This window comes from Puia sp. (genome assembly GCF_036500295.1).
In the GTDB taxonomy this organism is placed as follows: Bacteria; Bacteroidota; Bacteroidia; order Chitinophagales; family Chitinophagaceae; genus Puia.
Genome location: NZ_DASYCH010000092.1, coordinates 80,244 through 104,378, shown reverse-complemented (window position 1 = coordinate 104,378; position 24,135 = coordinate 80,244). Strand labels below are relative to the sequence as shown.

The following is a 24,135-nucleotide window of genomic DNA, read 5'->3' as shown; positions in this document are numbered from 1 at the left end:
AAGAATTACAAACCAACCTGCAACCCAAAGGCAAATGACTTGTTCAACGGATAAGTGTTGAAGATCAATACCTCGGGATCATAGTTCTTGTTCAGCGGGGTAAAGGTGAACAGGTTCTGCCCCGTCACATAGAAACGCACCCGCTGCAACTTTAACCGGCTGGTCATCGCCCGGGGCAGGGTATAACCCAGCGTCAGCTGCTTCACGCGCACATAAGCAGCGTTGAGGATATACTTGTCCTGCGTCTGCTCATTACCGCCGCCCGAGAAGCGCATCCGCGGGAAGTACGCATTGGTATGCGTCGGCGTCCAGTAGTTGGTGGCAAACTGTGAAGGAATGCTGTATTCATCATCCCGGAACGCATAGAACACATATTCGTTCGGATAGAAATCTTGTTTTAGCACCCCCTGGAAAAAGCTGGTAAAATCCCATCCCCCATAACTCAGATTCAGATTCAAAGCCACCCGGTTGTGCACGGTCGTATTGCCGAGGAGTTGCTGATCGCCGGGATTGCTCAGCGTCTTGTTCCCGTAATCGATCTTGCCATCCTTGTTGACATCGAGATATTTGATATCTCCCGCCAGCCATTTATAACCCGCCAGCGCCGAGTTGTTCACTGCTTGCGCTTCGGCATCGGTGGCATAGAAGCCCTTGTTATGGAAACCCCAGATATCCCCGATATGGCTGCCGACATAATAGTCGGTGATGCTGTTGGTCGGGTTGTTCTGATAACGGGTGACTTCGACATTGGAGGAATTGGCCCAGGTAAAGGTCACGCTATATGAGAGTTTGCCGTTCAGCGCGCGGTCATGATAGTTGACGCTCAACTCATAGCCATGACTCTGAACATCCGCATAGTTTCCCGAAGGCGCCGCAGTACCCAACACGTCAGGCAGTTGCGGGCCGGCAACCAGGATATCCTTGATCTTGGTGACAAAATAGTCGACGCTGCCGTTCAGCCGGTCGCGCAGGAAGCTGTAGTCCAGACCAAGGTTCTTTGTCTGCACCTTCTCCCAGGTGAAAGTCGGTGAGATCAGCTTCGGCGTGCTCACCGTAGTTCCCGGCGCGTTGTTGATCAGGTAGGCGATCGCTCCCGCGGGCATCGTCGCGATATAAGGATACTGTGCCGCAGAAGAGGGTAGTCCGACGGGTGGCAGCTGATCGGGTAGCTGACCATACGACGCCCGGATCTTCAACACATTCAGCCAGTCCCTTGTCCCCTGCATGAACTGCTCCTCCGCAACGTTCCAACCCGCGGAGGCCGAAGGCGAGAATACATACCGCTGATTCGGCTGGAACCGCGAGGTCCCGTCATAGCGTCCATCCAACTCCAGCAGGTACCTGTTCTTGTAAATATAGTTCAACCGCGAAAACGTGCCGATCAGCGCCGACTCCGTCTCGACTCCCGTGACCGTCGGTTTGGGATCGCTGTTGACCTGTATCGCCGGCAGATTGGGATCTACCAGGTTCTTCGCCTGTGAACCGCTCAACACATAGTGGTTGTACTCCTGGTTATAACCCAGTAGCAGCTTCACATAGTGGTCCTTCGCAAAGGTGTTCTCATAGGTCGCATAGGCGTTGAGGGCTTTGTAGATATAATTCTTCCGGTTTTCCGTCACCTGCGAGGGATTTGTCCAGGGGAAGATATCCAGGAAGGCGCCGTTCACCCCGTATTCGTTAAAGGGGATCAGGTTGGCCTTCTCAAACTCCGTAAAGGAATTCCAGGTGTAATCGGCCGTTATATTCAGATGCTTCACCGGCTTCAGAATGATCCGCGCCGTACTCCAGAAATCATTTTGTTGATCGATATCCCGGCCCGAGAGGGCGTTGATGGCGATCGGATTGGAGTAGTTGCCCTGACCGGCGTAATTCCCATCCGGGTTCTTCACCGGCATCACCGGCGGTAAACCCGACTCCAGCCATCCGCCGTTCACGGGACCTCCCTGGTTGATCCGCGAGGCCGCCGGTTGATTGTTGTCGATATGGGTCAGCGACAGGTTCAGGTTTAGCGTCATCCATTTGGTCACGTCACTGTTGACCTTCAGGGTGGGGGTGTAGCGCTGGAACACCTGGTTGGCCGATTTTACAAGGCCCTCCTGGCGGTAGTAACCCATACTGGCCATATAGGTCGTATTGTCCTGGCCACCCGAGACCGAAAGGTTATGCTGGGTCTGCGGCGCCCAGCCGGGATAAAGCTCATGGATCCAATCCGTATTACCGACATAGCGATACCGGCGGGGATTTGCCGGGTCCGGATAGGCATCTGGGTTATGCGCCGGGTCCTGCCGGTAGGCAGCCGCCATCGTGGAATCGGTCACCGAAAAGGGGGTGGTCGTATACCCGCCGCTGGCAAGCCCGCTCCGGTTGGCCTCATTGAACATATGAATATAATCCCCCGAATTCACCTGGTTCACCAGTTGCGTCGGCCGGGAGATCGTATAGCTGCCCCCATAGTTCAACCGCATCGGCCCCTTCTTACCCGTCTTCGTCGTGATGAGGATGACGCCATTCGCCGCCCGGCTCCCATAGATAGCGGCCGATGCAGCATCCTTCAGAACGGTGACACTCTCCACATCGTTCGGATCGATCAGGTTCGGGTCACGGGAAACCCCGTCGACAAGCACCAGCGGCGTCGTCTGCACAGCCGTTCCTGAAGTGATCGTCGTCAGCCCACGGATATTGAAAGTGGCCTTGGTCCCGGGCTGGCCCGTATTCAGATTGATATTCAAGTTGGGGATCAGCCCCTCCAGTCCATCCGCCAGGTTCACCATCGGCCGACTATCCAGCTTCTCGGAATTTACCGTCGCAATGGCGCCTGTCAGGTTTACTTTCTTCTGCGTGCCATACCCGATGACCACCGCCTCGTTCAGGCTGTTGATCGCAAGCTTCAGCGGGATCGTCAGCTCCGCCGTTCCGTTGGCCGTAATCTCCTTGTCTTCATAACCAAGATAGCTGACCACCAGCACCGCATTCTCCGGCGCCTCGATGGTAAACTCCCCGTTGGCATCCGTGCTCACACCCGCCTTCGATCCCTTGATATGCACCGAAGCACCGGGTAGGGGAGTTCCCTTGTCATCCGTCACCCGGCCCTTGAAGGGCGGCGCCAGAACAGGTGTCGCCTCTTCGCGCTTGGTGATCACGATCAGGTGGTTGGCAAGCATATTATATTTATAACCGGTATTGTCCATCAACTGGTCCAATAACCGGGATACTTCTTCATTCTGTACGTTCACGTCTATCTTTTTCAGATCAGGGATCTTCTGATCGCTGTACATAAAATGATAAACGCTTTGCTTTTCGATGCTGGAAAGGATCTTCTTGAAGTCGACCGATTTCAGATTGAGCGTTACGGTAGTTTGGGAATACGCATCCGCACATGCGTTCAGGTTAAAAAATAAAATTAGTATTACTGTTAATTTCATGATTATTATGGACTTGAGCAATCGTAGATTCCCCAGTACACCCGTTTTGGGGTGTTTCGAAAATTTCATATGTTTACCGAGTTAAAGGTTAATAATGGGCGCCGTCTGTACCAGAGATGACGCCATACCGATCTTTACAAACAAGGGCGGGGATTTCCCTTAGGGAGGTTCCCGTTTTTTTAATTGTCTCATAGACATTATTTTGGTTAATAGATATACACGGTCGAATCGGCGATCTCATACCGGAAAGGCTCGATCATCTTCAACGCATCCAGCGCTTCCCGCAAGGTCTCCTTCTCGATAATACCCGTAAAATTGTAATGCCTGACCCGTTCGTTCCGGAACTCGATCCGGACATCATACCATCGTTCCAGTTGACCGGACAGATCATCAAAATCCTTTCCGCTGAATACCAGCTTATTCTCGAGCCAGCCCGTTTCGACAACGGTTCGGGCGGGGTTGGGGTAATAGGTAAGGTTGGCCAGCGAATAACGCGTGCTCCCCGAAGCAGTCGTATCCGCCGGTCGTTTTGTAGCCAGCTTATTCTCGACGACGAGTTTCTCTTTGGGCTTTAAGATGAACCGGTCCGCCGGCCGATCCGCCAGCGTCACCTCTATCGAGCCCTGGATCAAAGTGGTCTCACCGACTGTTTCATTCCGGTAGGATTTGACATCGAACGAGGTCCCCAGCACCCGGATATTCATCTTATCGGTGGAGATCAGGAAGGGATGTGCGGCATCCTTGCTCACATCGAAAAAAGCCTCCCCATCCAGGTGAACCTGTCGCGTACTGCCCGTAAATACATCGGGATAGCTCAAACTGCTCGCCGAATTGAGCCTGACAAGAGTGCCATCGGCCAGCCGAACGCTGTCCTTCTGGCTCGGCCGCGTCGTTCGCTTCAGCCAGTGAACGGCAACCGCCCTGGCAGGAGCCGGCTGACGGACCCCGCGATGAGAAAAATATCCCACCGCGACAACCGCGAACACAACCGCTGCTGCAGCCCCATACCAAATCCTGACCCGGCGGCGCCCGATCCCTTGCGGCGCCACCCCGGCCGGCCCGGCTTCATCCTCCCCCGCCTCCATGATCCTGATCTTTTCCAACACCCGGCCAAACAATACCTTACTGGTCGCATATTCCCCCTTCTCCCGCTGCCAGAAAGCAACAAGCATTTCCCGCTCCCGCTGGTATTGGGGATGCGCGGCAAGGAGACCCTCTAATTCTTCTCGCTCATTGTCAATAAGTTGATCGGAAAATTCTTTCGTAAGCAATTCTATGAACCGGGAATGTGTCATATTACGGAATGGACAACCATCCCGCAAAAAATGCTTACAACAAAAGAAAATAAAATTTGCTCGGCCAGGACGGCGCTGAGTTTCTTCATCGCCCGGAAGATCTGGGTCTGCACCGTACGCGGTGAGATATCCAGTATCTCCGCCACCTCCTTGTACTTGATCCCTTCTTCCTTCACCAGGCGGAAAATGATCCGGCATTGTTGCGGCAGCTCCTCTATCGCCTGCTCCAGCTTGAAGAAAAGCTCCTTCTTCTCCAACAACTCCTCCGGCGTCTGTGGCTTCACCAGCCGCAGTTCCTCCGTTTCCTCCATCTGCACCAGGTGCACCGTCGAATACTTTTTGAGATGGTTCAGCGAATGATTCTTCACCGCCACAAATAAATAGGTATTGATATTGCGGACCTCCTTCAGCGCCTGCCGCCTGACCCAGCACTGGGCAAATACATCGGACACGATATCCTCCGCCGACTCCTTTTGATGGACATACATCATCGCAAACTTGATCATTCCGGCATTCAACAGGCAGAACAGAGATTCAAAGGCCTCGTGATCATCCTCTCCACTGACATGCCGCCAAAGCTTCAGAATATCAATTTTTGAATTTTTCAATGCAGTTTTATCCGTCTGGTTGCTCTAAGCTACAAATCTTTTTATTCCTTTGTAAGCGATTTAACACAAAAAATTGTCTTAGTCAATAACATGAAGCGAATATTGCCCGTCATTCTTACATTAATAATTGGTTGCATCCAGACCGTCATCGCCCAGCCCAGCCGCTATCCCCTCATACCCTGGCCCACCTCCCTGACACCCGCCGCCGGCGAATTCGCGATCACCACCCGGACCCTGCTAAAAGCCGACCCGGTTTTTGCAAACGAGGCCCGGGCGCTCCAAACCCTCCTCGGCATCAGGACCACAAATGCGCAGTCGTCCCTCTCGCAGGCGCCCATCGAAATGCGTCTGGATAACACGATAACCGCGGAAGAACGCTACCGACTGACCATCACCCCGGAAAAGCTACTGCTCGCCGCCCGCACTCCCACCGGAATGTTCCGCGCCATTCAAACCATTCGCCAGTTGCTTCCGCCGCAAATAGAAACGGCTGGCAGCCGCCCGGCGAAACAAACGCTCCCCTGCGTCACAATCGCCGACGCACCCGCCTTTGCCTGGCGCGGTATGCACCTCGACGTCTCCCGCCATTTCTTCTCCATCGGCTATCTCGAAAAGTTCATCGACGTCATGGCCCTCTATAAGATGAATAAATTTCATCTCCATCTCACCGACGACCAGGGCTGGCGCATCGAAATAAAAAAATATCCCCTGCTCACCGAAAAGGGAGCCTGGCGCACCTTCAACAACCAGGATTCGGCCTGCATGCGTCGCGCAAAGGATGACCCCGATCTTACCATCGACCCGGCACATATCATCCAAAAAGACGGCAAGACGCTGTACGGCGGTTTCTATACCCAGGAAGAGATGCGCGGTCTCGTCGCCTATGCCGCCCAACGCCATATCGATATCATCCCCGAGATCGACATGCCCGGTCACATGATGGCGGCCATCAACCAATACAACTGGCTCAGTTGTGACAGCACGTCCGCCTTCGGCGCACTATTCTCAAAACCCATCTGCCCCTGCCTTCCGGCCACCTATCAGTTCGCACAGGATATCTATACGGAGATCATGGACATCTTCCCCAGCACCTATCTCCACATCGGCGGCGATGAGGTTGACCGCACACTCTGGGCAAAGTCCGCGGAATGCCAGCGTCTAATGAAAGAACAGGGCCTCAAAACCACCGCCGAACTCCAAAGCTATTTTATCCGCAGGATGGAAGCCTTCTTCAACTCGAAGGGACGCAAACTCATCGGCTGGGATGAGATCCTCGAGGGCGGCATCAGCAAAACGGCCTATATCATGTATTGGCGCACCTGGGTGCCAAAAGCGCCCATCGAAGCCGCACAACAAGGCAACTACGTCATCATGGCGCCAGGTAATCCCCTCTACTTCGACGGAACGCAGGATCGTAATTCCCTGCCCAACGTCTATCATTTCAATCCCATCCCTTCGGCACTCACCGCCGAACAGGCAAAGCTGATCCTCGGCGCCCAGGCCGAGATCTGGACCGAGATGATCCCGAACGAAAATCGAGCGGATTATATGTATATGCCCCGCATGACCGCGCTTTCCGAAGTATTGTGGACCGGTCACGGCGATTATGACTCCTATCTGGCCCGCCTGCAACGGGCCTACCGGCGGTTCGACAGGCTGCACATTCACTATCGCCTGCCCGACCTCTCGGGTTTTCTCCAATCCAATGTCTTTCTCGTCGCCGATACCCTTGCGATAAAGAAACCGCTTGCCAGCATGACCCTTCGCTATACCACGGATGGAAGCCTCCCGGATACTCATTCGCCGGCCCTCGATGCGCCCCTCATCATCCGCGACAACAAACACTTCCGCATCGCCGCCTTCCGTCCCGACGGCTCACGCGGGGATATCTACGACCTCGACTATCACCGGCAAACCCTCGCCGAATCTGCCGCGGCATCCACGTCGACCCAGCCCGGTCTCTCGGTCAGCCGCACTAAAGGATCATTCAAGACCGTAGCCGCCATGACCGTCCACCAACCCGACACCAGCGGTACCGTCACCAACTTTACCGTTCCAAAGAATCTCGAAGCACCCGCCTTCGGCCTGCAATACCGCGGTTATCTCGATGTACCTGCCGATGGCGTCTATAGTTTTTACCTCACCTGCGACGATGGCGGCATCCTGACCATCGCCGATCGCGAGGTCATCAACAACGACGGCAACCACCCGCCGCTGGAAAAGACCGGCCAGGTGGCCCTGAAGAAAGGTCTCCAGAAATTCGATCTCGATTTTATCGAAGGCGGCGGCGGTTACACGCTAAAGCTGAAATATAGTTTCAACGGCTCCCAGCCGCAGGAGATCCCCGCGGCCTGGCTAAAACATTAAACCATGCGCATCCTCACGTCCGCTTTCGCCCTCCTCACAGCCGCCGGTACCCTGTTCTCCGCCGGCACCCTTCGCGCCCAGGCGCCCCCGAAACCCTATGGCGTCCTGCCCTCGCCGCGGCAACTCGCCTGGCATGAAATGGAGATGTATTGCCTCATCCATTTCGGCGTCGACACCTATACCGACAAGGAATGGGGCTATGGCGACGAAGATCCCAAACTCGTGAACCCCGTCAACTTCGATGCAAAACAGATCGTCGGCGCCGCAAAAGCCGGCGGCTTCAAAGGGGTCGTCATCGTCGCAAAACACCACGACGGACTCTGTCTCTGGCCGACAAAAACAACGGAACATAATATCACAAAAAGTCCCTGGAAGAATGGCCATGGGGATATGATAAAGGAATATCGCGCCGCCTGCGACGCATTGGGCATGAAGATGGGGCTCTACTGCTCGCCCTGGGACCGGAACAATCCCCAATATGGCACCGCCGCCTACGTAAAGACCTATCGTGCACAGATCAACGAACTGTATACCCACTACGGCCCGCTCTTCATTTCCTGGCACGATGGCGCCAACGGCGGCGACGGCTACTATGGCGGCGCCCGGGAGACAAGGAATATCGATCGCACGACGTATTATGGCTGGGATACGACCTGGGCCCTTGTCCGGCAACTGCAACCCGGCGCCTGTATCTTCGGCGATGTAGGACCCGATGTCCGCTGGGTGGGCAACGAAGAAGGCCATGCCGGCACAACCTGCTGGGCAACCTTCACTCCCGAGGCCCCCGATCCCGGCCGGAAACCCGCCAACGGCTATAATAAATACTGGCTGGCCACCAACGGCACCCGTAACGGCGAATTCTGGATGCCCGCGGAATGCGATGTTCCCTTCCGCCCGGGCTGGTTCTATCACCCGTCGCAGGATGGAAAAGCAAAGACACCGGCACAACTGCTCGATCTCTACTATCAAAGCGTCGGCCGCGGCGCCGATCTCGACCTGGGCCTGGCACCTAACCGCGAAGGAAGACTCGAGGCGGGCGACGTCGCTAACCTCGAAGCGTTTGGCCAACTGCTCAAACGCATCTTTACCGTCAATCTCGCAAAAGGCGCCGTCCTTACGGCCAGCAATATCCGTGGAAAGAATAACTCCCTCTACGGGCCTGCCCGCCTGCTCGACGCCGATCGCTATTCCTACTGGGCTACCGACGACGCGATCACAACTCCCCAACTGACCGTCACACTCGCCAAACCGGCCACCTTCAACGTGATCCGGCTGAGAGAGAATATAAAGCTCGGCCAACGGATCGATAGCTTCACCGTCGACGCTTTCAACGACAACAACTGGGAAACTGTCGCCACCGGCACGAGCATCGGCGCCAACCGGCTCATCCGGCTTCCCCGATCCATCACCACGGGCAAACTGCGCCTGCGGATCGTCAAAGCCCCGGTTTGCATCGCCCTCAGCGATTTTGGCCTCTACTTCGAACCTGCCGTTAAAAACACGGAAACCAGCGCAAGCAGCGCAAAAATGACCTGGAAGATCAACTCCTCCACCACCTCAAACGAATTCATCATCGATATGGGTTCCCGCCAAACCATCAAAGCCTTCACCTACCTGCCGCGGCAGGATAAAAAACCCGATGGCATCGTCGACCGCTATGCCTTCTATATCAGCAGCGACGGAACCACCTGGCAAAAAGTTGCCGAAGGCGAGTTCGGGAACATCCTGGCCAATCCGCTCGAACAGTCGGTGCCCCTGGCTCATCCCCAAACCGCCCGCTACATCAAGTTTGCCGCCCTCCACCTCATCGAAGGGAACAGCGCAAGCGCGGCAACGATCGGTATTCGTTAGTCCTCGCGGCCGGTGGCGGCCCGCGAAAGCTACTTCTTTCTCGCGGCGCCCGTTATCATCCGGCCGACCATGGTCTCGTTGGACTGGGTATAGCCCGAAGGGATCGTAAACATCGCGGCCGGAAAATTTCCTTCCTTTATTTGTACCAGCTCCATCTTCATGGAGGTCTTGCCATCGCCTGCGGTCATCCTGACAAGCAATCCATCGACACCCGCCTGATGCAGGGCCCTCAGCATTCCCATCTGCTGACCCTTGTCCAGCACTCCGTTTCGGAGGATCGAATAGCCCGGCATCGCCGTACTCAACCATAGCTCCGAGACGTCTTTAAAAGCGAACATCCCCTTGCCTGTCGTGGAGGTTACCCGCACATGGGTACAGGGGTATCCCGCCGCTGTTTCGGTTCCCAGCTTTTCGACGGTATAGGCGCCGCGATTCAGCAAGCTCGTGTCGATGACATTCAGTGAATAATTCCTCTCCCCCTCGTCGAGGGTGATGCTATACGTCGGGGTGGCGATACGGCCGATGGTGACGATCCTGTCGCTTCCCAGGATGGTCATGGTCATCCGCCCTTCGCCGCCGGCTGTGAACCACGCCTGGCTCGTATCCTTCCGGTTCATCTTTCCGGTGATGGTCGTGATCATCCGGTACGTCACCCCCGATCCGCCCTTTGCACTCCGGAATTCGTTGATCGCTTTGGCGGAATCGGCCGCGGAGACCCCGCCGCCTCCCACCAGGATGCCCAGGGCCTTCATCGTCAGATCGGCCGCCGACGTGTCATTGGGATTCTGTTGAGCCGCCCGCGCAAAAGCCCCCAGCACGCGATTGGTCGAGCTGGTGTCGATACCCAGTCCGGACCCGTTTGCCGATCCGCCGGACGATCCGCCGGACGACCCACCGCCGATCCGCGTCGCGCTGTCCGCCTTATCCAGGACCTTATTGGTCGCCCCATTGGCCTTTCCATTTGCCCGGTTTTGCACAGTCTGCTTCACGTTTTCGACCATCTTCTTAAAAAACTGCGCACGCCCTGCAGCCGTCACCCCCATCACGAGGGCGACTATCCATACTGTCTTTTTCATTTTCTAAGGATTAATAAAATGGCGAGAATAAAGGACACGATCGCAAGCAGCAGGAACAACCGTTGTAACCACTTTGTCGATCTTGATGCCGGCATCGCTTACCTTTTTTGTTTAGGTAAAGGTCGGGGCATAAAAAAAAGACGTCCGTCAGGAGTCGACGAACGTCAAAAAAAATCGTTGAATAGCCATAGGGAATTAGCCAGCCTGGCCGTTCCAGCTCAATACCGCTGTCAGCGAGCGGCCCGCTTCTCCCCGGAAGAATAGTCTCGCGTTGATCCGCGCCGCCAGGTCCGAAGCGATCTGCAGACCCAACCCCGAATTCCGGCTATCGATCTGCCCGTTTCCCAGCCGGGCGTTCAGCGCCGCCGCATCAGCCGTTCGCGCGGGATTGGTAATGGTCAGCTCCTGCCCGTCCGCATGGATCACGATCGGCTCATCGCCTTCGCTATGCCGGGCGGCATTCTGCAAAAGGTTGCGGATGATCACCGAGAGAAAATTCTCATCCGTCTCCCGGCGAAGTCCGGCCGGCGTCTCATTGATGATCCGCACGCCGCCTTCCTCCGCCTGCTGCTGGAGAAAGGCCACTTCCTTATCGACAACCTCCGCGATCCTCACCGGTTGTACATCGGGGATAAAATGTTGCATCTGGCTCTTGCTCCATAATAACAGGTCCTCCATGGTCTCAAGCACCGTCTCCGAAGCCTTCTTGATCTTCTCTTCATGTTGCCGCCCGGTATCACCAGCAAAAAGCCCCGGTTGCTCCTTTTGCAGTTGCAAAAGCCGGACGATCTTGCTCACAGGGGCGCGCAGGTCATGCCCGATGATCCCGAATAGCCTCGCCTTGGTATCGTTCGCCACCCGCAGTTCCCGGCTTAGCTTTTCTTTATTCCGGTAGAAAAAGTACAACAGCAAAGAAATGATCCCCGAAGCAGCCAGCCCCACCACGAGAAGGGAACGTGTGCGGGAAGCATTTTCCAGCTCGAGAACCCGAAGCCGGTTCTCCTTGTCAAGCACATCGATCCGCGCCTGCTTCTCATTGGTCTGGTATCGCGTCTCCAGGTCCGCAAAGGTTCGCGACAGCTTTTCCTTGCTCAGCGAATCGGTCACCTCCGCATATTCTTTATTGTACCGCAGCGCCGCGGCGAGATCACCCTTTCCCTCCTGCGCGAGCGCCATATATTTCAGATCGGTGCTGTACAGCTCTTTGTCCAGCTGTTTCGCTACCGGCATCGACAGCGCCAGCAACTCGATCGCCGGCTGGAAGTTCCCGATCCCCACAAAATGTCTTGCCCGCGTCATCTGCACCTGGAAGTTCAACAGCGGCGAGCCGATCCTGGCGGCAATCGCATCCGCCTTGGCGATCCACGGACCCGCCAAAGCATACTTCTTCTGATCGAGATAATAGATCGCAATATTCAGATCGGAGGAAACGATCTCGGAAGGGAACAACAACGGATTCGGTACATTCGTTTCCAGCTGCCGGTCATAGGAAAGCGCGGAATCGATCCGTCCGGAAGTGGTAAAGGCCTCCACAAAGGAACTCAGCAGCCGGTTGGCGACGTTGGGCGAAATAGCCGCGAATCGCTGGCCCTTATGCAGCGCATCCAGACTCTTATCCGCCATCCCGGTATTCAGATACAACTTCGACAACATGTCGCACTGGATGGCGAAATCGAATTTTTTCCTGAGGTTGCCCGTGGTATCCGCTTCCTTTTCCCTTAGCTGCAGACTGCGGATAAAAAAGTCCTGCGCACTGCTGTAGTAGGACTTCAGCTGGTAATAGTTGCCCAGGGCATAGTAACCGTCCTCCAGGAGATCGTGATCCCGCGTAGTGTCGATTATGGATTGCAGGATGTTCTTCACGCTGTCCACCTTGCCGGCCAGCTGCAACTGGAAATTCACGGGGATCAGCACTACACAGGCGCGCGAGATCTTCCGCGCATCATGCGCCGCCTGTGCGGCATAAAGACTCTGGGAGAAATAACGCTGGGCGCTGTCGAACCGGCTGGCATAATAATAACCAAGACCGGTGAAGAGAAAGAACCCGCTTCGGTTGGCCGCATCATCGATCCGGCTCATCCGTAGACCCTCCAGTCCGGCCTGGCGCAGCTGGGCCTGGTTGGCGCTTGCATTCAACCGCAATCCCTCACACCATGCCACCCAGGCGGTGATCTTCCCGGAATAACCGGCTATCTTATTCAAATCGGGCGCTGTCGCAGGAGGTTGTGCAAAGGCGGCAAACCACAGAAAGAAAAAAAGGAGCGGGAAGATCACCCTCAGCGCCTGCCGGTATAGCCTGCCGACCGGCAATTCCTCTTCCCCGAGTTGCACCTTGCCCGATCCTACTCCCGTCACCCGCTCCTGGTTGACGATATAGCTGCGATGCACCCGGATGAACCGGTTCGCCGGCAGCCGCTCCTGCAAAGCGCTCAACGTCGTCAGCACCAGGTACTGCCCCTCGGTCAGCACGATCCGGGTGTAGTCCTTCATGGCCTCCAGATAGACGACATCGTTGATTCGGATCTTTAATTTATCATGTCCCTGTTTGATCACCATGCAATCCTGTTCCTGCTCCCGGGCAAAGGCAAAGGCATCGCTGCGCAACCGGCAGAAATGAAAGAGCCGGTTCACACAACGGGCAAACCGTGCGGCGTCCAGCGGCTTCAACAAATAGTCAAAAGCCTCGATCTCATAGCTTTCAAGCGCAAACTCGGGATGGGAGGTGACGAAGACGGGAATGCATGGGCTGCCGCCGATCAGTTTCATCAGTTGCAGTCCGCTGATCCCCGGCATTTCGATATCGAGGAAAAGGATGTCGGGCGCTTGCTGTCCGATCAGTTCAGCGGCCTCCAGCGCATGCGCACAGGAACCGACAGGTCGGAGAAAAGGGAATTTCTTCGCTTCCGCCTCAAGACTGAGCCGGTCGAAATCATCGTCATCGACAACAATATATCGCAAGGGGTGATCCATGGCAACAGGGCCCGCCTCCACTAAATATAATTCTATTTCTTCATGCGTACAAGCACAATCCCGTCCCCATTAGCCCTCCGGCCGGAGCAGCTGTCCTCGATGACGATGAATTTCACCGAGTCATCGGAGTACCATTGCGACTTGTATTTGGCCCAGTAACCATAGCCGCAGCTGGTGTCGGTGATGGATAGCGTGCTCCCGTCCATTTTGTATTCACCACCGACCTTCCAGGTCTGACCGGTAAAAGTGGCGTCGAAATGGCCGTTGGACTGCAAAACCATCTCGCCCGTGATCTTGTTGCCATAAGCGGCCTTCCAGCGGCCGACGAGGGACTTGCCGCCGTCGGTAAAGGCGACCAAAAAAAGAAGGCAAAGCGGGGCTAATAAAAGATTCTTTCTCATGATTTGGTGTTTTCACCAAAGTTGGCCCCATATACACCCCCTATCGGCAGAATTACCGTCCAATTGCATCAAATAATCGTCAAACAGCGGGCTTAGCGCAGTTGCCAGATCACCTTCAGGCAGACATTCCTGCCCATGTCATAGATGCCCAGCCGGCCGTTTGGAGAGGCAGTATAGTATTCGAAATATTGCAGCCGGCTAAGATGCGACTGGTAGGCGACATCGAAAAGATTATTCACCTGCATCTGCAGCTGGAGCCGGTGACGCTTTCCGGCTTTAAATTCCGCATGCGCCGCCAGGTTCACCAGGGTATATCCGGCCGTCGGTGTCTCCGTTTGAAAAAGCCCCAGGTACCGGTCCTGCCGCCAGCTATGATCCGCTTCCGCGCGAACCCGCCAGTTCCGCAGCACCCCCCTCGAAACAGTCCGGTCATATTCCACCGCTGTCAGCAGCCGCGGCGGCGGGATAAACGGCAGATACTCACCCAGGCTGCCCGCCTTCCGAAAGCGGTTACTGCGGTTGAAACCATATACACAGCTGAACCCTTCCTCCACACGGAAGCCTCCCCAGGCGATAGGGTGGAGTCGTATCTCCGCATCCCCGCCATACAGCTGTGCATCCGTTTGCTGAAACTGGAAGGTCCGGTTGCCGGGAACGATCACCAGCGGGTTACCCGCCGCATCCACGGCCTGATCCTGGTAGATATAGTTGTCGATGTGATTGTTGAAGACATTGACGGCAAATGCCCAATCCTCCCATTCCCCGCTGAGCCCCGCATCCTCCTGCAAGCTGAACTCCGGTGAAAAACCCAGGTTGCCGATATAGTAGATATGTGCTCCGGGATCCAGGCCGTTGCTCGCCATCTCGGTGATGTTCGGCGCCCGGTATCCCCGGGCGATATTTGCCTTCAGGCTAACGTTGTCCCCCAGCCGCACCGTCGCCCCGATGCTGCCCGATACGCCATCGAAACCCAGCGCAAAAGGTGCGAATGGATGGATCATCGATCCCGTATCGGCGGTTCCCCGCCCCGCAGGCCCTGTCTGCCGGTAAAAACCCGTCACCGCATCGGGCTGGGCATACAACTCCTCGCCCCGTACATGCCGCCGGTCATACCGCAGCCCACCGGCCAGCGTCCAACTCCCCTTCTTCCACTTGCCATAGAGATACGATCCCAGATCGAACAACCGGTATCCGGGGATCGGAAATGCCGTCGCCGCCGCACCGTTGCGATTCGTCTGGTACATCCCATTCACCCCGGCCGAGAGATCGATATTGGCAAAAGAAGGCGCATTGTAACGCAAGCCGTAGCTGACGGTCCGCAACAGAAGTTCTTCCCCTACCTGCTCCGGCGCCGTCGGGTGATTGAACTCCCGCCGCCGGTTCTCTTCATAGCCCAACGACAGCCCGAGATCTCCGATGCCGAAGGAATACCGGTTGTCGCTGTACAGCCGGAAGTCCTGGATGCGTTGCGTCAGGGCAGACAACGCATATCCGTTCAAGACTTTCTCCGGCACCAACGGCCGATCCTTGATATTGTCCACCCGCGGCTGTAAAACATTCTCCCCCGCCGACTCGTACACGGGGTAGGTGAACCGCCGCGTCAGCGAATCCCGGCTCCCGTCGGGGATGGCCTGCCGGTTATCGTACCACGTGGCATTCAGGCGCGAATACCCGTTGCGCGATGCATATCCAAGGTATGCCGACGCATTCGACGTCCGGAAGCCCGTATTATACACCCTCCCATCGACAGGGTTGGTATAGCTCTTCGCGATGCGTTCCGATCCCCGCAGCGCCCAACTCCAATGTTCCGCACCTCTCGACACCATCAGACCGTTCCCCACCAACCCGTTGTTGGACTGGTACTCCGACAGCACCCGGATACGCAAAGTCCCATCCTGTCCACTCGGCAGCGCCGGGAATAATTGCAGCACCCCCGCGATCGCATCGCTTCCGTACAACAGACTCGCGGGACCCTTGATCACCTCCGCCCGTTCGATGACATAGTCATCCATCGGCACCCCATGCTCATCCCCCCATTGCTGGGTCTCCACCCGTATCCCGTCGTAGAGGGTCAGGACACGGTTATAGCCCAGACCGTTAATAAAAGGCTTTGACACGTTCGGCCCCGTCTTCACCACCACCAAACCCGGTGCATGCGCCGCAATGGCGTCGATCACATTGGCCGCGGAGCTCTGCTCGATGTCCTTTGTCGAGACCGTTCTCATCGCCAGCGGACTCTCCCGGATCGAGGTCGCCCGCGAGACGCCCGTCACCACTATCTCGTCGAGTTGCGCCGCCCCTTTCTCCAGTACGATGTCCACACGGATAGTCTCGGTGTCCGCCTCCGTCGCTTCACCGCCGGCCTGACCTGCCGCGCCCGCCGCCCGCACCACTACCTCCTTTTTTCGGTACCCTGCGTGCGAAACCACCAGCACCCCACTATTCCCTGGCGACACCGCCAGGCGGAACCCGCCTTTGCCATTGGTCACCGTGCCCTTTCCCTTCAGCCACTGCACCGTGGCCCCCTCCAGGCTGCCCTCACTGCCCCGCACGGTGCCGGCAACAACCTGCCCCCGCACTCCCGCGGTGCCCATCAAAAACAACAATAACAAGCCCAATCTCATAAAAGTTACATTTATAGCAAAACTATAAAGTTAGATTAATCTAACAAAATAATTCCCTATATTTATCGCATGAACTCACTCACGGAGGAGAACTACCTGAAGGCCCTCTTCAATCTCGCGGGCGAGAACGGGGAAGCCAGCGTCAACGACCTTTCCCGGCATCTGGGTATAAAGATGCCTACCGTAACCAGCATGATGAAAAAGCTGGCGGAAAAGAAACTGGTTCACTATGAAAGCTATAAACCCGTTCGCCTGACGGATAAAGGAAAGAAAGAGGCCGGACTCATCGTCCGTAAACATCGTCTCACCGAAATGTACCTCGTGGAAAAAATGGGCTTTGGCTGGGAAGAAGTGCACGACATCGCCGAACAGATCGAACACATCCAGTCACCCGCCTTCTTCGATAAAATGGATCAGCTGCTGGGTTTCCCCAAACTGGACCCGCATGGCGCGGTCATCCCCGATAAAAACGGAAAACTGGCCTGGATCTCCTATCACCGGCTCACCGACTGCCGCGCCGGTGACACCGTCAGGCTCTGTGCCGTCGTCCATGGCTCTTCCGACTTCCTCCTCTTCCTCAACAACCGCGGGATCCGCCTCGGCCTCCGGTTAAAGATCAGATCCGTGGAAGCTTTCGACGGCTCCATGGTCCTGACCTATGACGGCCGCCAGGAAACGCTCAGCGCCACTGCAGGCGAACGCCTGCTCGTAGAGAAGGCAAAATAGATTTACATTTGGATATGAGACTCCTCTGCCTCGCGCTTGCCGCCCTTACGACCGCCAATACCTTCAGCCAGTCGCCCGACGACCTTCCCCGGCTCATCAGTAACAATGGTCATCATGCCCTGCTGGTTGACGGCAAACCCTTCCTCATCCTCGGCGGCCAGGTACATAACTCCAGCGCCTGGCCGGGAATACTACCCAACGTCTGGGCCGCCGCCAGCCAACTGCACCTCAATACCGTCGAAATTCCGGTCTATTGGGAACAGGTGGAAGCCCGGCCGGGGAATTATGATCTCTCCCTCGTAGACACCCTGCTGGCGCAAGGCCGGCAGCACGGCGTCCGGCTGGTCCTGCTCTGGTTCGGAACCTGGAAAAATGGCAGCAATCACTACATCCCCCTCTGGATGAAGCAGGATGCAAAAAAATATCCCAACATAACCGGTAACAAAGGCCAGCCCATCGATTCCCCCTCACCGCACGGCGAAGCAACGGAGCAGGCGGATACAAAAGCATTCGCCGCCTTCATGCATCATCTTAAGATGGCCGATGCAAAACACACCGTCATCATGGTACAGATAGAGAACGAATCCGGCTCCTGGGGTTCCGTCCGGGATTACTCTTCGCAGGCGCAGAAGCTGTTCGAAGGCCCGGTCCCGGCGCAACTGCTGCAACCCGGATTGCTCAGGGCCCTAAACCGGCCCCTCGACACAAAAGGCAGCTGGCGGGAAGTATTTGCACAGCGCGCCGACGAATATTTCCAGGCATGGTCGATCGCGACCTTTGTAGGCAAGGTAGCCGCCGCGGGCAAAGCCGAATACCCGCTGCCCCTGTATGTAAATGCCGCGTTACGCGATCCGCTGACCGATCCCACAGCCGAAAGCTATGAAAGCGGCGGCCCCACCGACAATGTGATCCCCATCTGGAAAGCAGCAGCGCCGGCCATCGACCTGCTCGCCCCCGATATCTATTTACAGGGTACCGAACGCGTAAATAAAGTCCTCGAACTATATTCCCGGACCGATAACCCCCTCTTCGTGCCCGAGATTGGCCTTCGCCCGGAAAATGCCAAATACTTTGATGCCGTGCTGGCCCGGGGCGGCATCGGCTTCTCACCCTTTGGGATCGACAACGTCGGCGCCGCCGAACCCTCCTCCCGGCTCGACCCATTCGCTGCCAACTATGCCGTCGTCGCCCCGATGATGCCCCAATTGGCCAAATGGAATTTGGAGGGAAAAATAAAAGCCGTGGTCGAATCCGACGATCATGCGCCGCAATCCCTCGACCTCGGTTCCTGGCAGATCCTCGTCCATTTCGGTCTCGGCGAACGCGAAAAACTCTCGGCCAACCCAAACTCGGATGGTAAACTGATGATCATCCAACTACAGGAAAATGAATTCTTGCTCATCGGGGATAAATGCCATGTCGTCTTTCAACCCGCCGGCAGAAATGCGGGCAAGGCCTGGCAGTATGGAACAGTGGAAGAAGGCAGCTATGAGCAAGGGGAGTTCAAAAGACTTCGCATCCTCAACGGCGACGAGACAGACTGGGGTGGCCCCCATTTTGGAACAAAACCAACCGTCCTGCGCGCAACGCTGATCGCGCGCTAACTATATATGCCGCTGCTGGATAAAATCCGCCACGGGATCCCCATTCATCGGGTGCTCGAGCCGGTCCTGAAAATGCCGGTCAAAATCTTTCAGCGCATCCTTCGGCGCCTTGCCATGACCATAAATGCCGCTCGCGGGGTCAGGGCCGAGAAGGCAACTATATCCATCCCCATCCACATAAAGAACAGGATGGGTTCGCTTCACCGAAGCCGGAGTGTCCTCGGCATCGAAGTCGATAGAGACAAGGGTCAGGCCATCTGTATTCATTTGTTCCATAACCGATGCCCCGCAATTCCCATGCCTCTCAATGTTCCCCTCAAACTCCCCCTTGCCGCCGTCATTGAAAAAACTAACTTTAGCATCAAACTGTTCACTTATGGAAATAAAACGCGTGGGTTTCTCCATCCTGCTGTTCCTTTGCATCGTAATGCTGACAACTATTCCCAATATACATGCCAGCGCGCAGACAAAAAAACCGATGGTGCGCATGGCAAAGATCGTTATCGATCCTAACCAGCTCGAAGCCTATAAGGCTGCCCTGAAAAAAGGCATCGAAACGGCCGTTCGCGTCGAACCCGGCGTACTCACGCTCTTTGCCGTCTACGAAAAAGATCATCCCACCCATGTCACCGTGCTGGAAGTTTATGCTGACGAGGCTGCCTACCAGGCTCATCTGCAAACCCCGCATTTCAAAAAATACAAGGACACGACAAAAGACATGGTCAAATCGCTGGAGTTGATCGACGTCGCCCCCATTGGCCTGGAGACAAAAGCCAAATCGTGAATTAACCTTTAATTCCCATAACCGTGAAGAAGATCAACAGTAACCCGATGAGCACCAATCCCCGATAGACATACTTAAAAAACGCGGCCCCCTGCAGCCGCCGGTTGAAATACCGCCCCAAAAAGATCGCAGGCACGACAACAGGCAAACACATCAACAGATCCATCCACACCACCCGACCCAGCAATCCCTTGAATGCATAGCCGGTAACCCCGATCAGGCTGGCCGGTAAAAAATAAGCCTGCAGTGTGGCCCTGAAATGTTTTGCGCTCCACCTTCGCATATTCCCATATACCACCAGCGGCGGCCCGTTAACCCCATACGCTCCGCCCAACACCCCGGATAAGAACCCGCAGATAAATAGCCAAAGCCGGCTATCCTCCCCTAGGATAAAAGCATTCTTTGCCCAGAGGGTATAACTGCTGTACCCGATGATCAGCAGACCAAGCCCGATCTTCACCCAATACGCATTCCCATAGATCAATATCAGCAACCCGATCGGGATCCCGAGCAAAGCATAAAGGATAAGCCACTTGGCGCTTTCGATATGCACCTCCCGGTGATCCTGCACCACCACCACTCCCGCAATAAGTACCGAGAGCAGCACCGATAGCGGAACAGCCACCTCCAGCGGAATAAACAACAAAAAAAGCGGAACGGCAACAAGGGACTCGCCAAATCCAAATGTCGAACGAACCAGCGTGGCAAAAAAACTGATGATAATGATCGGTAGTGAGAACATGCAGGACACAAATCTAACGCAATATTGGCGTAAATTCGCGCGGCAATTCACCGTAATAGACGCGGCAGATCGCCCGCAATAAAAATGACAAAATCTCCGATCATCCCAAAATCAGCCTTCGCATTTCTGCAGGACCTGAAGGACAATAATCAACGGACCTGGTTCGAAACCCATAAGGAGGAGTACCTGGAAAATTCGGCAGCCCTCGAAACCTTCGCCGATGGTCTTCTGGCCGGGCTGAACCGCCATGACGTCATCGAGACACCCTCGGGGAAAAAGAGCCTTTACCGCTTCTACCGGGACATCCGCTTCTCAAAAGACAAATCTCCCTACAAAGACTACTGGGGCGGTCATTTCACGCGGGCCGGCAAGCAACGCCGGGGCGGATATTATTACCATTTCGAACCGGGCAACAGCAGGGTGACCGGTGCTTTCTGGGCGCCTTCCACCGCCGACCTCAAACTGATCCGCGAGGACATCGCCTTCGACGACCGGCCGATCAAAAAGGTCCTCAACAACAAAAAATTCGTCGGGGTATTCGGCGCCCTTCAGGGCGAGCAGTTGAAAAGAGTGCCCAACGGCTTTGACGCCGATCACCCCGCCGCTGACCTGCTACGGCACAAACAATTCCTCGTGATCCGCCGCTTCACCGACAAAGAGGTCCTGAGCCCCGGCTTCCTCCCGCTCGTCACCGACACCTTCCGGCTCATGCGACCCTTCCTCGACTATATGAGCATGGTCCTCGGCGGCAACGCCAACGGCGAGGTCGATGGTTAGTCCGGCAATTACTTCGCCCCCCGTTTCTTCTCCCGGTACTCGGACGGCGTGATCGAGAATTTTGATTTGAACACCGTGGAGAAATAGGCCTGCGAAGAATAACCCACCCGGGAGGCGACTTCGGAAATGCTGTACTGCATGTCCGCAAGCAGGAATTTGGCCTTCTGCAGCCGCACAGTAGAGATATAGTCATTGACGTTATAGCCCATCAGCGCCTTCACCTTCCGGTACAGCTGCACCCGCGATATACCGATCTGCCGGCAGATATCGTCGACCGAAAAGTCCTCGTTGGGGATATTGTTCTCGACGATGGCGATAAATTCATTGATGAACTTCCGTGTAACCAGGGTGGCCGTTCCGGGCCGGACCTCGACCGGCAGTTCACTGGTATAGTGTTCCCGCAGCACGGTTCGGTTGTTGAGCAGACACTTGATCGTCTCCTCCAGGTATTCGAGGTTGAAAGGTTTCACGATAAAGGCATCGGCCAGCAGCTTGATGCCCTTGATCTGGTCTTCGATGGCCCCCTTGGCGGTGAGCAGCACGATCGGGATATGACTGGTGCGCAGATCCTGCTTGAGCATCTCCGTCACATGCAACCCATCCTCGCCGGGCAGGATAATATCCGAGATGATAAGGTCGGGAACAAGATCGTAAGCCTTGGCAATTCCGCTGGCGGCATCTTCTGCTTCGTGCAACTCATATTCCCCTCCCAGGCGCTTCTTGAGAAAGACCCGGAGATCGTCATTGTCTTCGATGACCAGCAGCGAATGCTCTTTCTGCCGGAGAGGAAGAACGCCCTCATCGCTAATGGACATGGGCTGGATATCGGCCGTGTACATACTGATGTCTTCGGTGCTGGGTTGTAGCAGCGGTTTTTCCGGCGCAATCTCCGTCTCGCCGAGGTCTTCGCGCCGAATCGGTAAACTCACCGTGAAGGTAGACCCCTGCCACTTGGCGCTTGCCACCGAGATATTCCCATGATGAAGATGGATCATCTCCTTCGTGAGCGATAACCCCAGTCCCGTCCCCTTGAACGCTTTTTTATTCCCCTGATAAAACAGGTCGAAGGCATGATCCGCCTCTTCCGGCGTCATACCCACCCCTGAATCCTGAATGACGATGATCACTCTGTCCTGGACCCCATCCCTGGCAATGGTAACACTGATACTCCCATTTTCATTCGTGAACTTAAAAGCATTCGATAATAGATTAAAAAACACCTTATCGAGAATGTTTACGTCGAACCACATCCGGAGATCACGAACTTCGCTGGCGATAGTAAAGGTGATCGCCTTCCGCCGGGCGATCTCATGGAAGGACCCGGCGATCTCGGTGACGAAATCGGTGATATTGTTCTCGGAGACGATCAGTCTCATCTTGTTCTCCTCGATCTTGCGGAAGTCCATCAACTGATTGATCAGCCGCATCAGCCGCATCGCGCTCTTCTGAACGAGCTGGAGATTATGCTTGATGGTGAAATGCAGCTTTGGCGAGGCCAGACTATCCTCGAGCGGACCCAGGATAAGGGTCAGCGGTGTCCGGAACTCATGGGAGATATTCGTAAAAAAATTGAACTTGGCATCCGTGGCCTCCTTGGCCCTGGCCGTCATCTCGATCAGTTGGTTCCGCTGCGTAAGGATCTTTTCGTTCTGACCGGCAAGCCGGCGGTTGATGCGGCGATTATTCCGCAGGGCAAAAAAGGCGATCCCGCCAAGGATCAGCGTCAAACCCAACGCCGTGATGGCAATATAAAGGAGATTGCGCTGGTTGTGATAGATCCGTCGTTGCTCCTGTAAAAGCGCATATTGCTTTTCGATGTCATGCGTCTGATCGTTGATCCGGTCCGTTTGCTGTTTCATGACCCGGACGTTGGTGGAATCGATGACCACCGTGGGCATGATATACTCCTTATGAAAAGGCTGCTTCTCGAGAATGGCAAAAGCGGTCTTTATCGCTTCCTCCCCGCCGGTGGGCGTCAGAAAGGTCGCCTGTAGCACCTGGTCGCTGACAAGCTGAATGCCGCCGCCAGGTCCCGAAAGCCCGTCGATGCCAAAAAAGCGCGCCGATCGCTCCATCCCCAGACTCTTGTACACCTCATAGGCGCCAAGCGCCATCGGATCATTTTGAGCAAATACGACGTCGTTGGGCGACAACTGGTCCTTTATTCGCAGAAAAGCCGCCGTGGATTTATCCTGGAGCCAGTCTCCATATACCCGGGCCTTGATATGGATCATAGGGCTTTGCCGGATGCGGTCTTCAAATCCCCGCTGCCGATCGGCTGAGGGCGTCGATCCCTGCAACCCGATGGCTTCGATGATATTGGCGGTATCGTGCACCGCATGCGCAACATACTCACCCGCCATCTTCCCCAACTCATAATTATTAATACCGATAAAGCTCGTATAAAGATCGGAACTCGTCTTGCGATCGATTACAACCACCGGGATGCCGCGATTATAGGCTTCTTCCACCACCGAGGTAAGCGGCTTTGCTTCGTTGGGCGAGACCAGCAGGATGTCGATATTTTGGTTTAGCAGTTCTTTTATCTGGCGGACCTGCAGTTCACTGTTGTCGTTGGCGCTGCGATAGATGAGTTCGGTGCCGGGGTGAAAGGAAAGTTCCCGGGCCATCGCTTCACGCGTGGCGCGTTTCCAATTCTCGGTGCCGGTGCATTGAGCAAAACCGATGCGGTATTTTTTTTCCGTGTTGGGGCTGGAGCAGGAATAGAACAACAGAATTACCCCGATGAGCAAAGCAGTGTTTGGCAAAGCAATCATACGGATAAAATTGGGTGTTTTTCAAAAATCGAAGTTTCGAATCCGTATCAATCTTTTTCGAAATGGAAATCCTAACAGGATCGGTGGGGTCGGCGCTGCAACAAAATCAAA

At 55.5% G+C, this 24,135-nt stretch carries 16 protein-coding genes; 6 read left to right on the top strand and 10 right to left on the bottom strand.

Going from position 1 to position 24,135, the window contains the following annotated elements:
* Positions 1-5: 5 nt before the first annotated feature.
* From VGM48_RS17665 to VGM48_RS17655, 3 genes are all read right to left on the bottom strand, one after another.
* Positions 6-3,422 (bottom strand): TonB-dependent receptor, encoded by a 3,417-nt coding sequence (locus tag VGM48_RS17665; RefSeq protein ID WP_331581545.1) that lies wholly within the window; start codon positions 3,420-3,422, stop codon positions 6-8.
* Positions 3,423-3,628: 206 nt separating this feature from the next.
* Positions 3,629-4,717, bottom strand: coding sequence for a FecR domain-containing protein (locus VGM48_RS17660; RefSeq protein ID WP_331581543.1), 1,089 nt, complete (start codon positions 4,715-4,717; stop codon positions 3,629-3,631).
* Positions 4,714-5,325 carry an RNA polymerase sigma-70 factor gene (locus tag VGM48_RS17655; protein WP_331581541.1) on the bottom strand — a complete coding sequence of 204 codons (612 nt, stop codon included), beginning with the start codon at positions 5,323-5,325 and terminating at the stop codon, positions 4,714-4,716. The genes VGM48_RS17660 and VGM48_RS17655 overlap by 4 nt, the downstream gene beginning before the upstream one ends.
* A 90-nt stretch (positions 5,326-5,415) precedes the next feature.
* On the opposite strand from VGM48_RS17655, the gene VGM48_RS17650 reads away from it, so the two are divergent.
* Together VGM48_RS17650 and VGM48_RS17645 are read left to right on the top strand one after the other, a co-directional pair.
* A complete protein-coding gene (locus tag VGM48_RS17650; RefSeq protein ID WP_331581539.1) occupies positions 5,416-7,692 on the top strand; it encodes a family 20 glycosylhydrolase in 2,277 nt (758 codons plus the stop codon).
* Positions 7,693-7,695: 3 nt separating this feature from the next.
* Complete coding sequence (locus VGM48_RS17645) at positions 7,696-9,543, top strand: alpha-L-fucosidase (RefSeq protein ID WP_331581537.1); 1,848 nt, start codon at positions 7,696-7,698, stop codon at positions 9,541-9,543.
* 29 nt (positions 9,544-9,572) lie between these two features.
* On the opposite strand, the gene VGM48_RS17640 is transcribed toward VGM48_RS17645, so the two are convergent.
* From VGM48_RS17640 to VGM48_RS17625, 4 genes are all read right to left on the bottom strand, one after another.
* A complete protein-coding gene (locus VGM48_RS17640; protein ID WP_331581535.1) occupies positions 9,573-10,619 on the bottom strand; it encodes a DUF4412 domain-containing protein in 1,047 nt (348 codons plus the stop codon).
* A gap of 195 nt (positions 10,620-10,814) precedes the next feature.
* Positions 10,815-13,577, bottom strand: coding sequence for a LytTR family transcriptional regulator DNA-binding domain-containing protein (locus tag VGM48_RS17635; RefSeq protein ID WP_331581533.1), 2,763 nt, complete (start codon positions 13,575-13,577; stop codon positions 10,815-10,817).
* A 44-nt stretch (positions 13,578-13,621) separates the two neighbouring features.
* On the bottom strand, positions 13,622-13,990 hold the full coding sequence (locus VGM48_RS17630) for a hypothetical protein (RefSeq protein ID WP_331581530.1): 369 nt from the start codon (positions 13,988-13,990) through the stop codon (positions 13,622-13,624).
* 92 nt (positions 13,991-14,082) lie between these two features.
* A complete protein-coding gene (locus VGM48_RS17625; RefSeq protein ID WP_331581528.1) occupies positions 14,083-16,614 on the bottom strand; it encodes a TonB-dependent receptor in 2,532 nt (843 codons plus the stop codon).
* Between the two features lie 69 nt (positions 16,615-16,683).
* On the opposite strand from VGM48_RS17625, the gene VGM48_RS17620 reads away from it, so the two are divergent.
* Both VGM48_RS17620 and VGM48_RS17615 read left to right on the top strand, forming a co-directional pair.
* Positions 16,684-17,340 carry a metal-dependent transcriptional regulator gene (locus tag VGM48_RS17620; protein ID WP_331581526.1) on the top strand — a complete coding sequence of 219 codons (657 nt, stop codon included), beginning with the start codon at positions 16,684-16,686 and terminating at the stop codon, positions 17,338-17,340.
* A gap of 14 nt (positions 17,341-17,354) precedes the next feature.
* Positions 17,355-18,944, top strand: coding sequence for a DUF5597 domain-containing protein (locus VGM48_RS17615; RefSeq protein ID WP_331581524.1), 1,590 nt, complete (start codon positions 17,355-17,357; stop codon positions 18,942-18,944).
* Here VGM48_RS17615 and VGM48_RS17610 read toward each other — a convergent pair whose 3' ends face one another.
* Entirely contained in the window at positions 18,945-19,211 is a 267-nt protein-coding gene (locus VGM48_RS17610; protein WP_331581522.1) for a hypothetical protein, read from the bottom strand.
* A gap of 109 nt (positions 19,212-19,320) precedes the next feature.
* Here VGM48_RS17610 and VGM48_RS17605 point away from each other — a divergent pair, with 109 nt between their 5' ends.
* Positions 19,321-19,728: a putative quinol monooxygenase gene (locus VGM48_RS17605; protein ID WP_331581520.1), complete on the top strand. Its 408-nt coding sequence runs from the start codon at positions 19,321-19,323 to the stop codon at positions 19,726-19,728.
* 1 nt (position 19,729) lies between these two features.
* On the opposite strand, the gene VGM48_RS17600 is transcribed toward VGM48_RS17605, so the two are convergent.
* The gene (locus VGM48_RS17600) at positions 19,730-20,470 is read right to left on the bottom strand and encodes a sulfite exporter TauE/SafE family protein (protein ID WP_331581518.1); all 741 of its coding nucleotides are present in this window, start codon (positions 20,468-20,470) and stop codon (positions 19,730-19,732) included.
* 84 nt (positions 20,471-20,554) lie between these two features.
* Between VGM48_RS17600 and VGM48_RS17595 the strand changes: the two genes are divergently transcribed.
* Positions 20,555-21,247 (top strand): DUF2461 domain-containing protein, encoded by a 693-nt coding sequence (locus VGM48_RS17595; protein WP_331581516.1) that lies wholly within the window; start codon positions 20,555-20,557, stop codon positions 21,245-21,247.
* 8 nt (positions 21,248-21,255) lie between these two features.
* Here the strand turns inward: VGM48_RS17595 and VGM48_RS17590 are convergent, their stop codons facing one another.
* Positions 21,256-24,024, bottom strand: coding sequence for a hybrid sensor histidine kinase/response regulator transcription factor (locus VGM48_RS17590; RefSeq protein WP_331581514.1), 2,769 nt, complete (start codon positions 24,022-24,024; stop codon positions 21,256-21,258).
* Positions 24,025-24,135: the final 111 nt, after the last annotated feature.

Excerpts from the sequence above, each read along its gene's own strand:
- VGM48_RS17665 (WP_331581545.1), bottom strand. The coding sequence starts at position 3,422 with ATGAAATTAACAGTAATACTAATTTTATTTTTTAACCTGAACGCATGT.
- VGM48_RS17660 (WP_331581543.1), bottom strand. The coding sequence starts at position 4,717 with ATGACACATTCCCGGTTCATAGAATTGCTTACGAAAGAATTTTCCGAT.
- VGM48_RS17650 (WP_331581539.1), top strand. The coding sequence starts at position 5,416 with ATGAAGCGAATATTGCCCGTCATTCTTACATTAATAATTGGTTGCATC.
- VGM48_RS17645 (WP_331581537.1), top strand. The coding sequence starts at position 7,696 with ATGCGCATCCTCACGTCCGCTTTCGCCCTCCTCACAGCCGCCGGTACC.
- VGM48_RS17640 (WP_331581535.1), bottom strand. The coding sequence starts at position 10,619 with ATGAAAAAGACAGTATGGATAGTCGCCCTCGTGATGGGGGTGACGGCT.
- VGM48_RS17630 (WP_331581530.1), bottom strand. The coding sequence starts at position 13,990 with ATGAGAAAGAATCTTTTATTAGCCCCGCTTTGCCTTCTTTTTTTGGTC.
- VGM48_RS17625 (WP_331581528.1), bottom strand. The coding sequence starts at position 16,614 with ATGAGATTGGGCTTGTTATTGTTGTTTTTGATGGGCACCGCGGGAGTG.
- VGM48_RS17620 (WP_331581526.1), top strand. The coding sequence starts at position 16,684 with ATGAACTCACTCACGGAGGAGAACTACCTGAAGGCCCTCTTCAATCTC.
- VGM48_RS17615 (WP_331581524.1), top strand. The coding sequence starts at position 17,355 with ATGAGACTCCTCTGCCTCGCGCTTGCCGCCCTTACGACCGCCAATACC.
- VGM48_RS17610 (WP_331581522.1), bottom strand. The coding sequence starts at position 19,211 with ATGAATACAGATGGCCTGACCCTTGTCTCTATCGACTTCGATGCCGAG.
- VGM48_RS17605 (WP_331581520.1), top strand. The coding sequence starts at position 19,321 with ATGGAAATAAAACGCGTGGGTTTCTCCATCCTGCTGTTCCTTTGCATC.
- VGM48_RS17600 (WP_331581518.1), bottom strand. The coding sequence starts at position 20,470 with ATGTTCTCACTACCGATCATTATCATCAGTTTTTTTGCCACGCTGGTT.
- VGM48_RS17595 (WP_331581516.1), top strand. The coding sequence starts at position 20,555 with ATGACAAAATCTCCGATCATCCCAAAATCAGCCTTCGCATTTCTGCAG.
- VGM48_RS17590 (WP_331581514.1), bottom strand. The coding sequence starts at position 24,024 with ATGATTGCTTTGCCAAACACTGCTTTGCTCATCGGGGTAATTCTGTTG.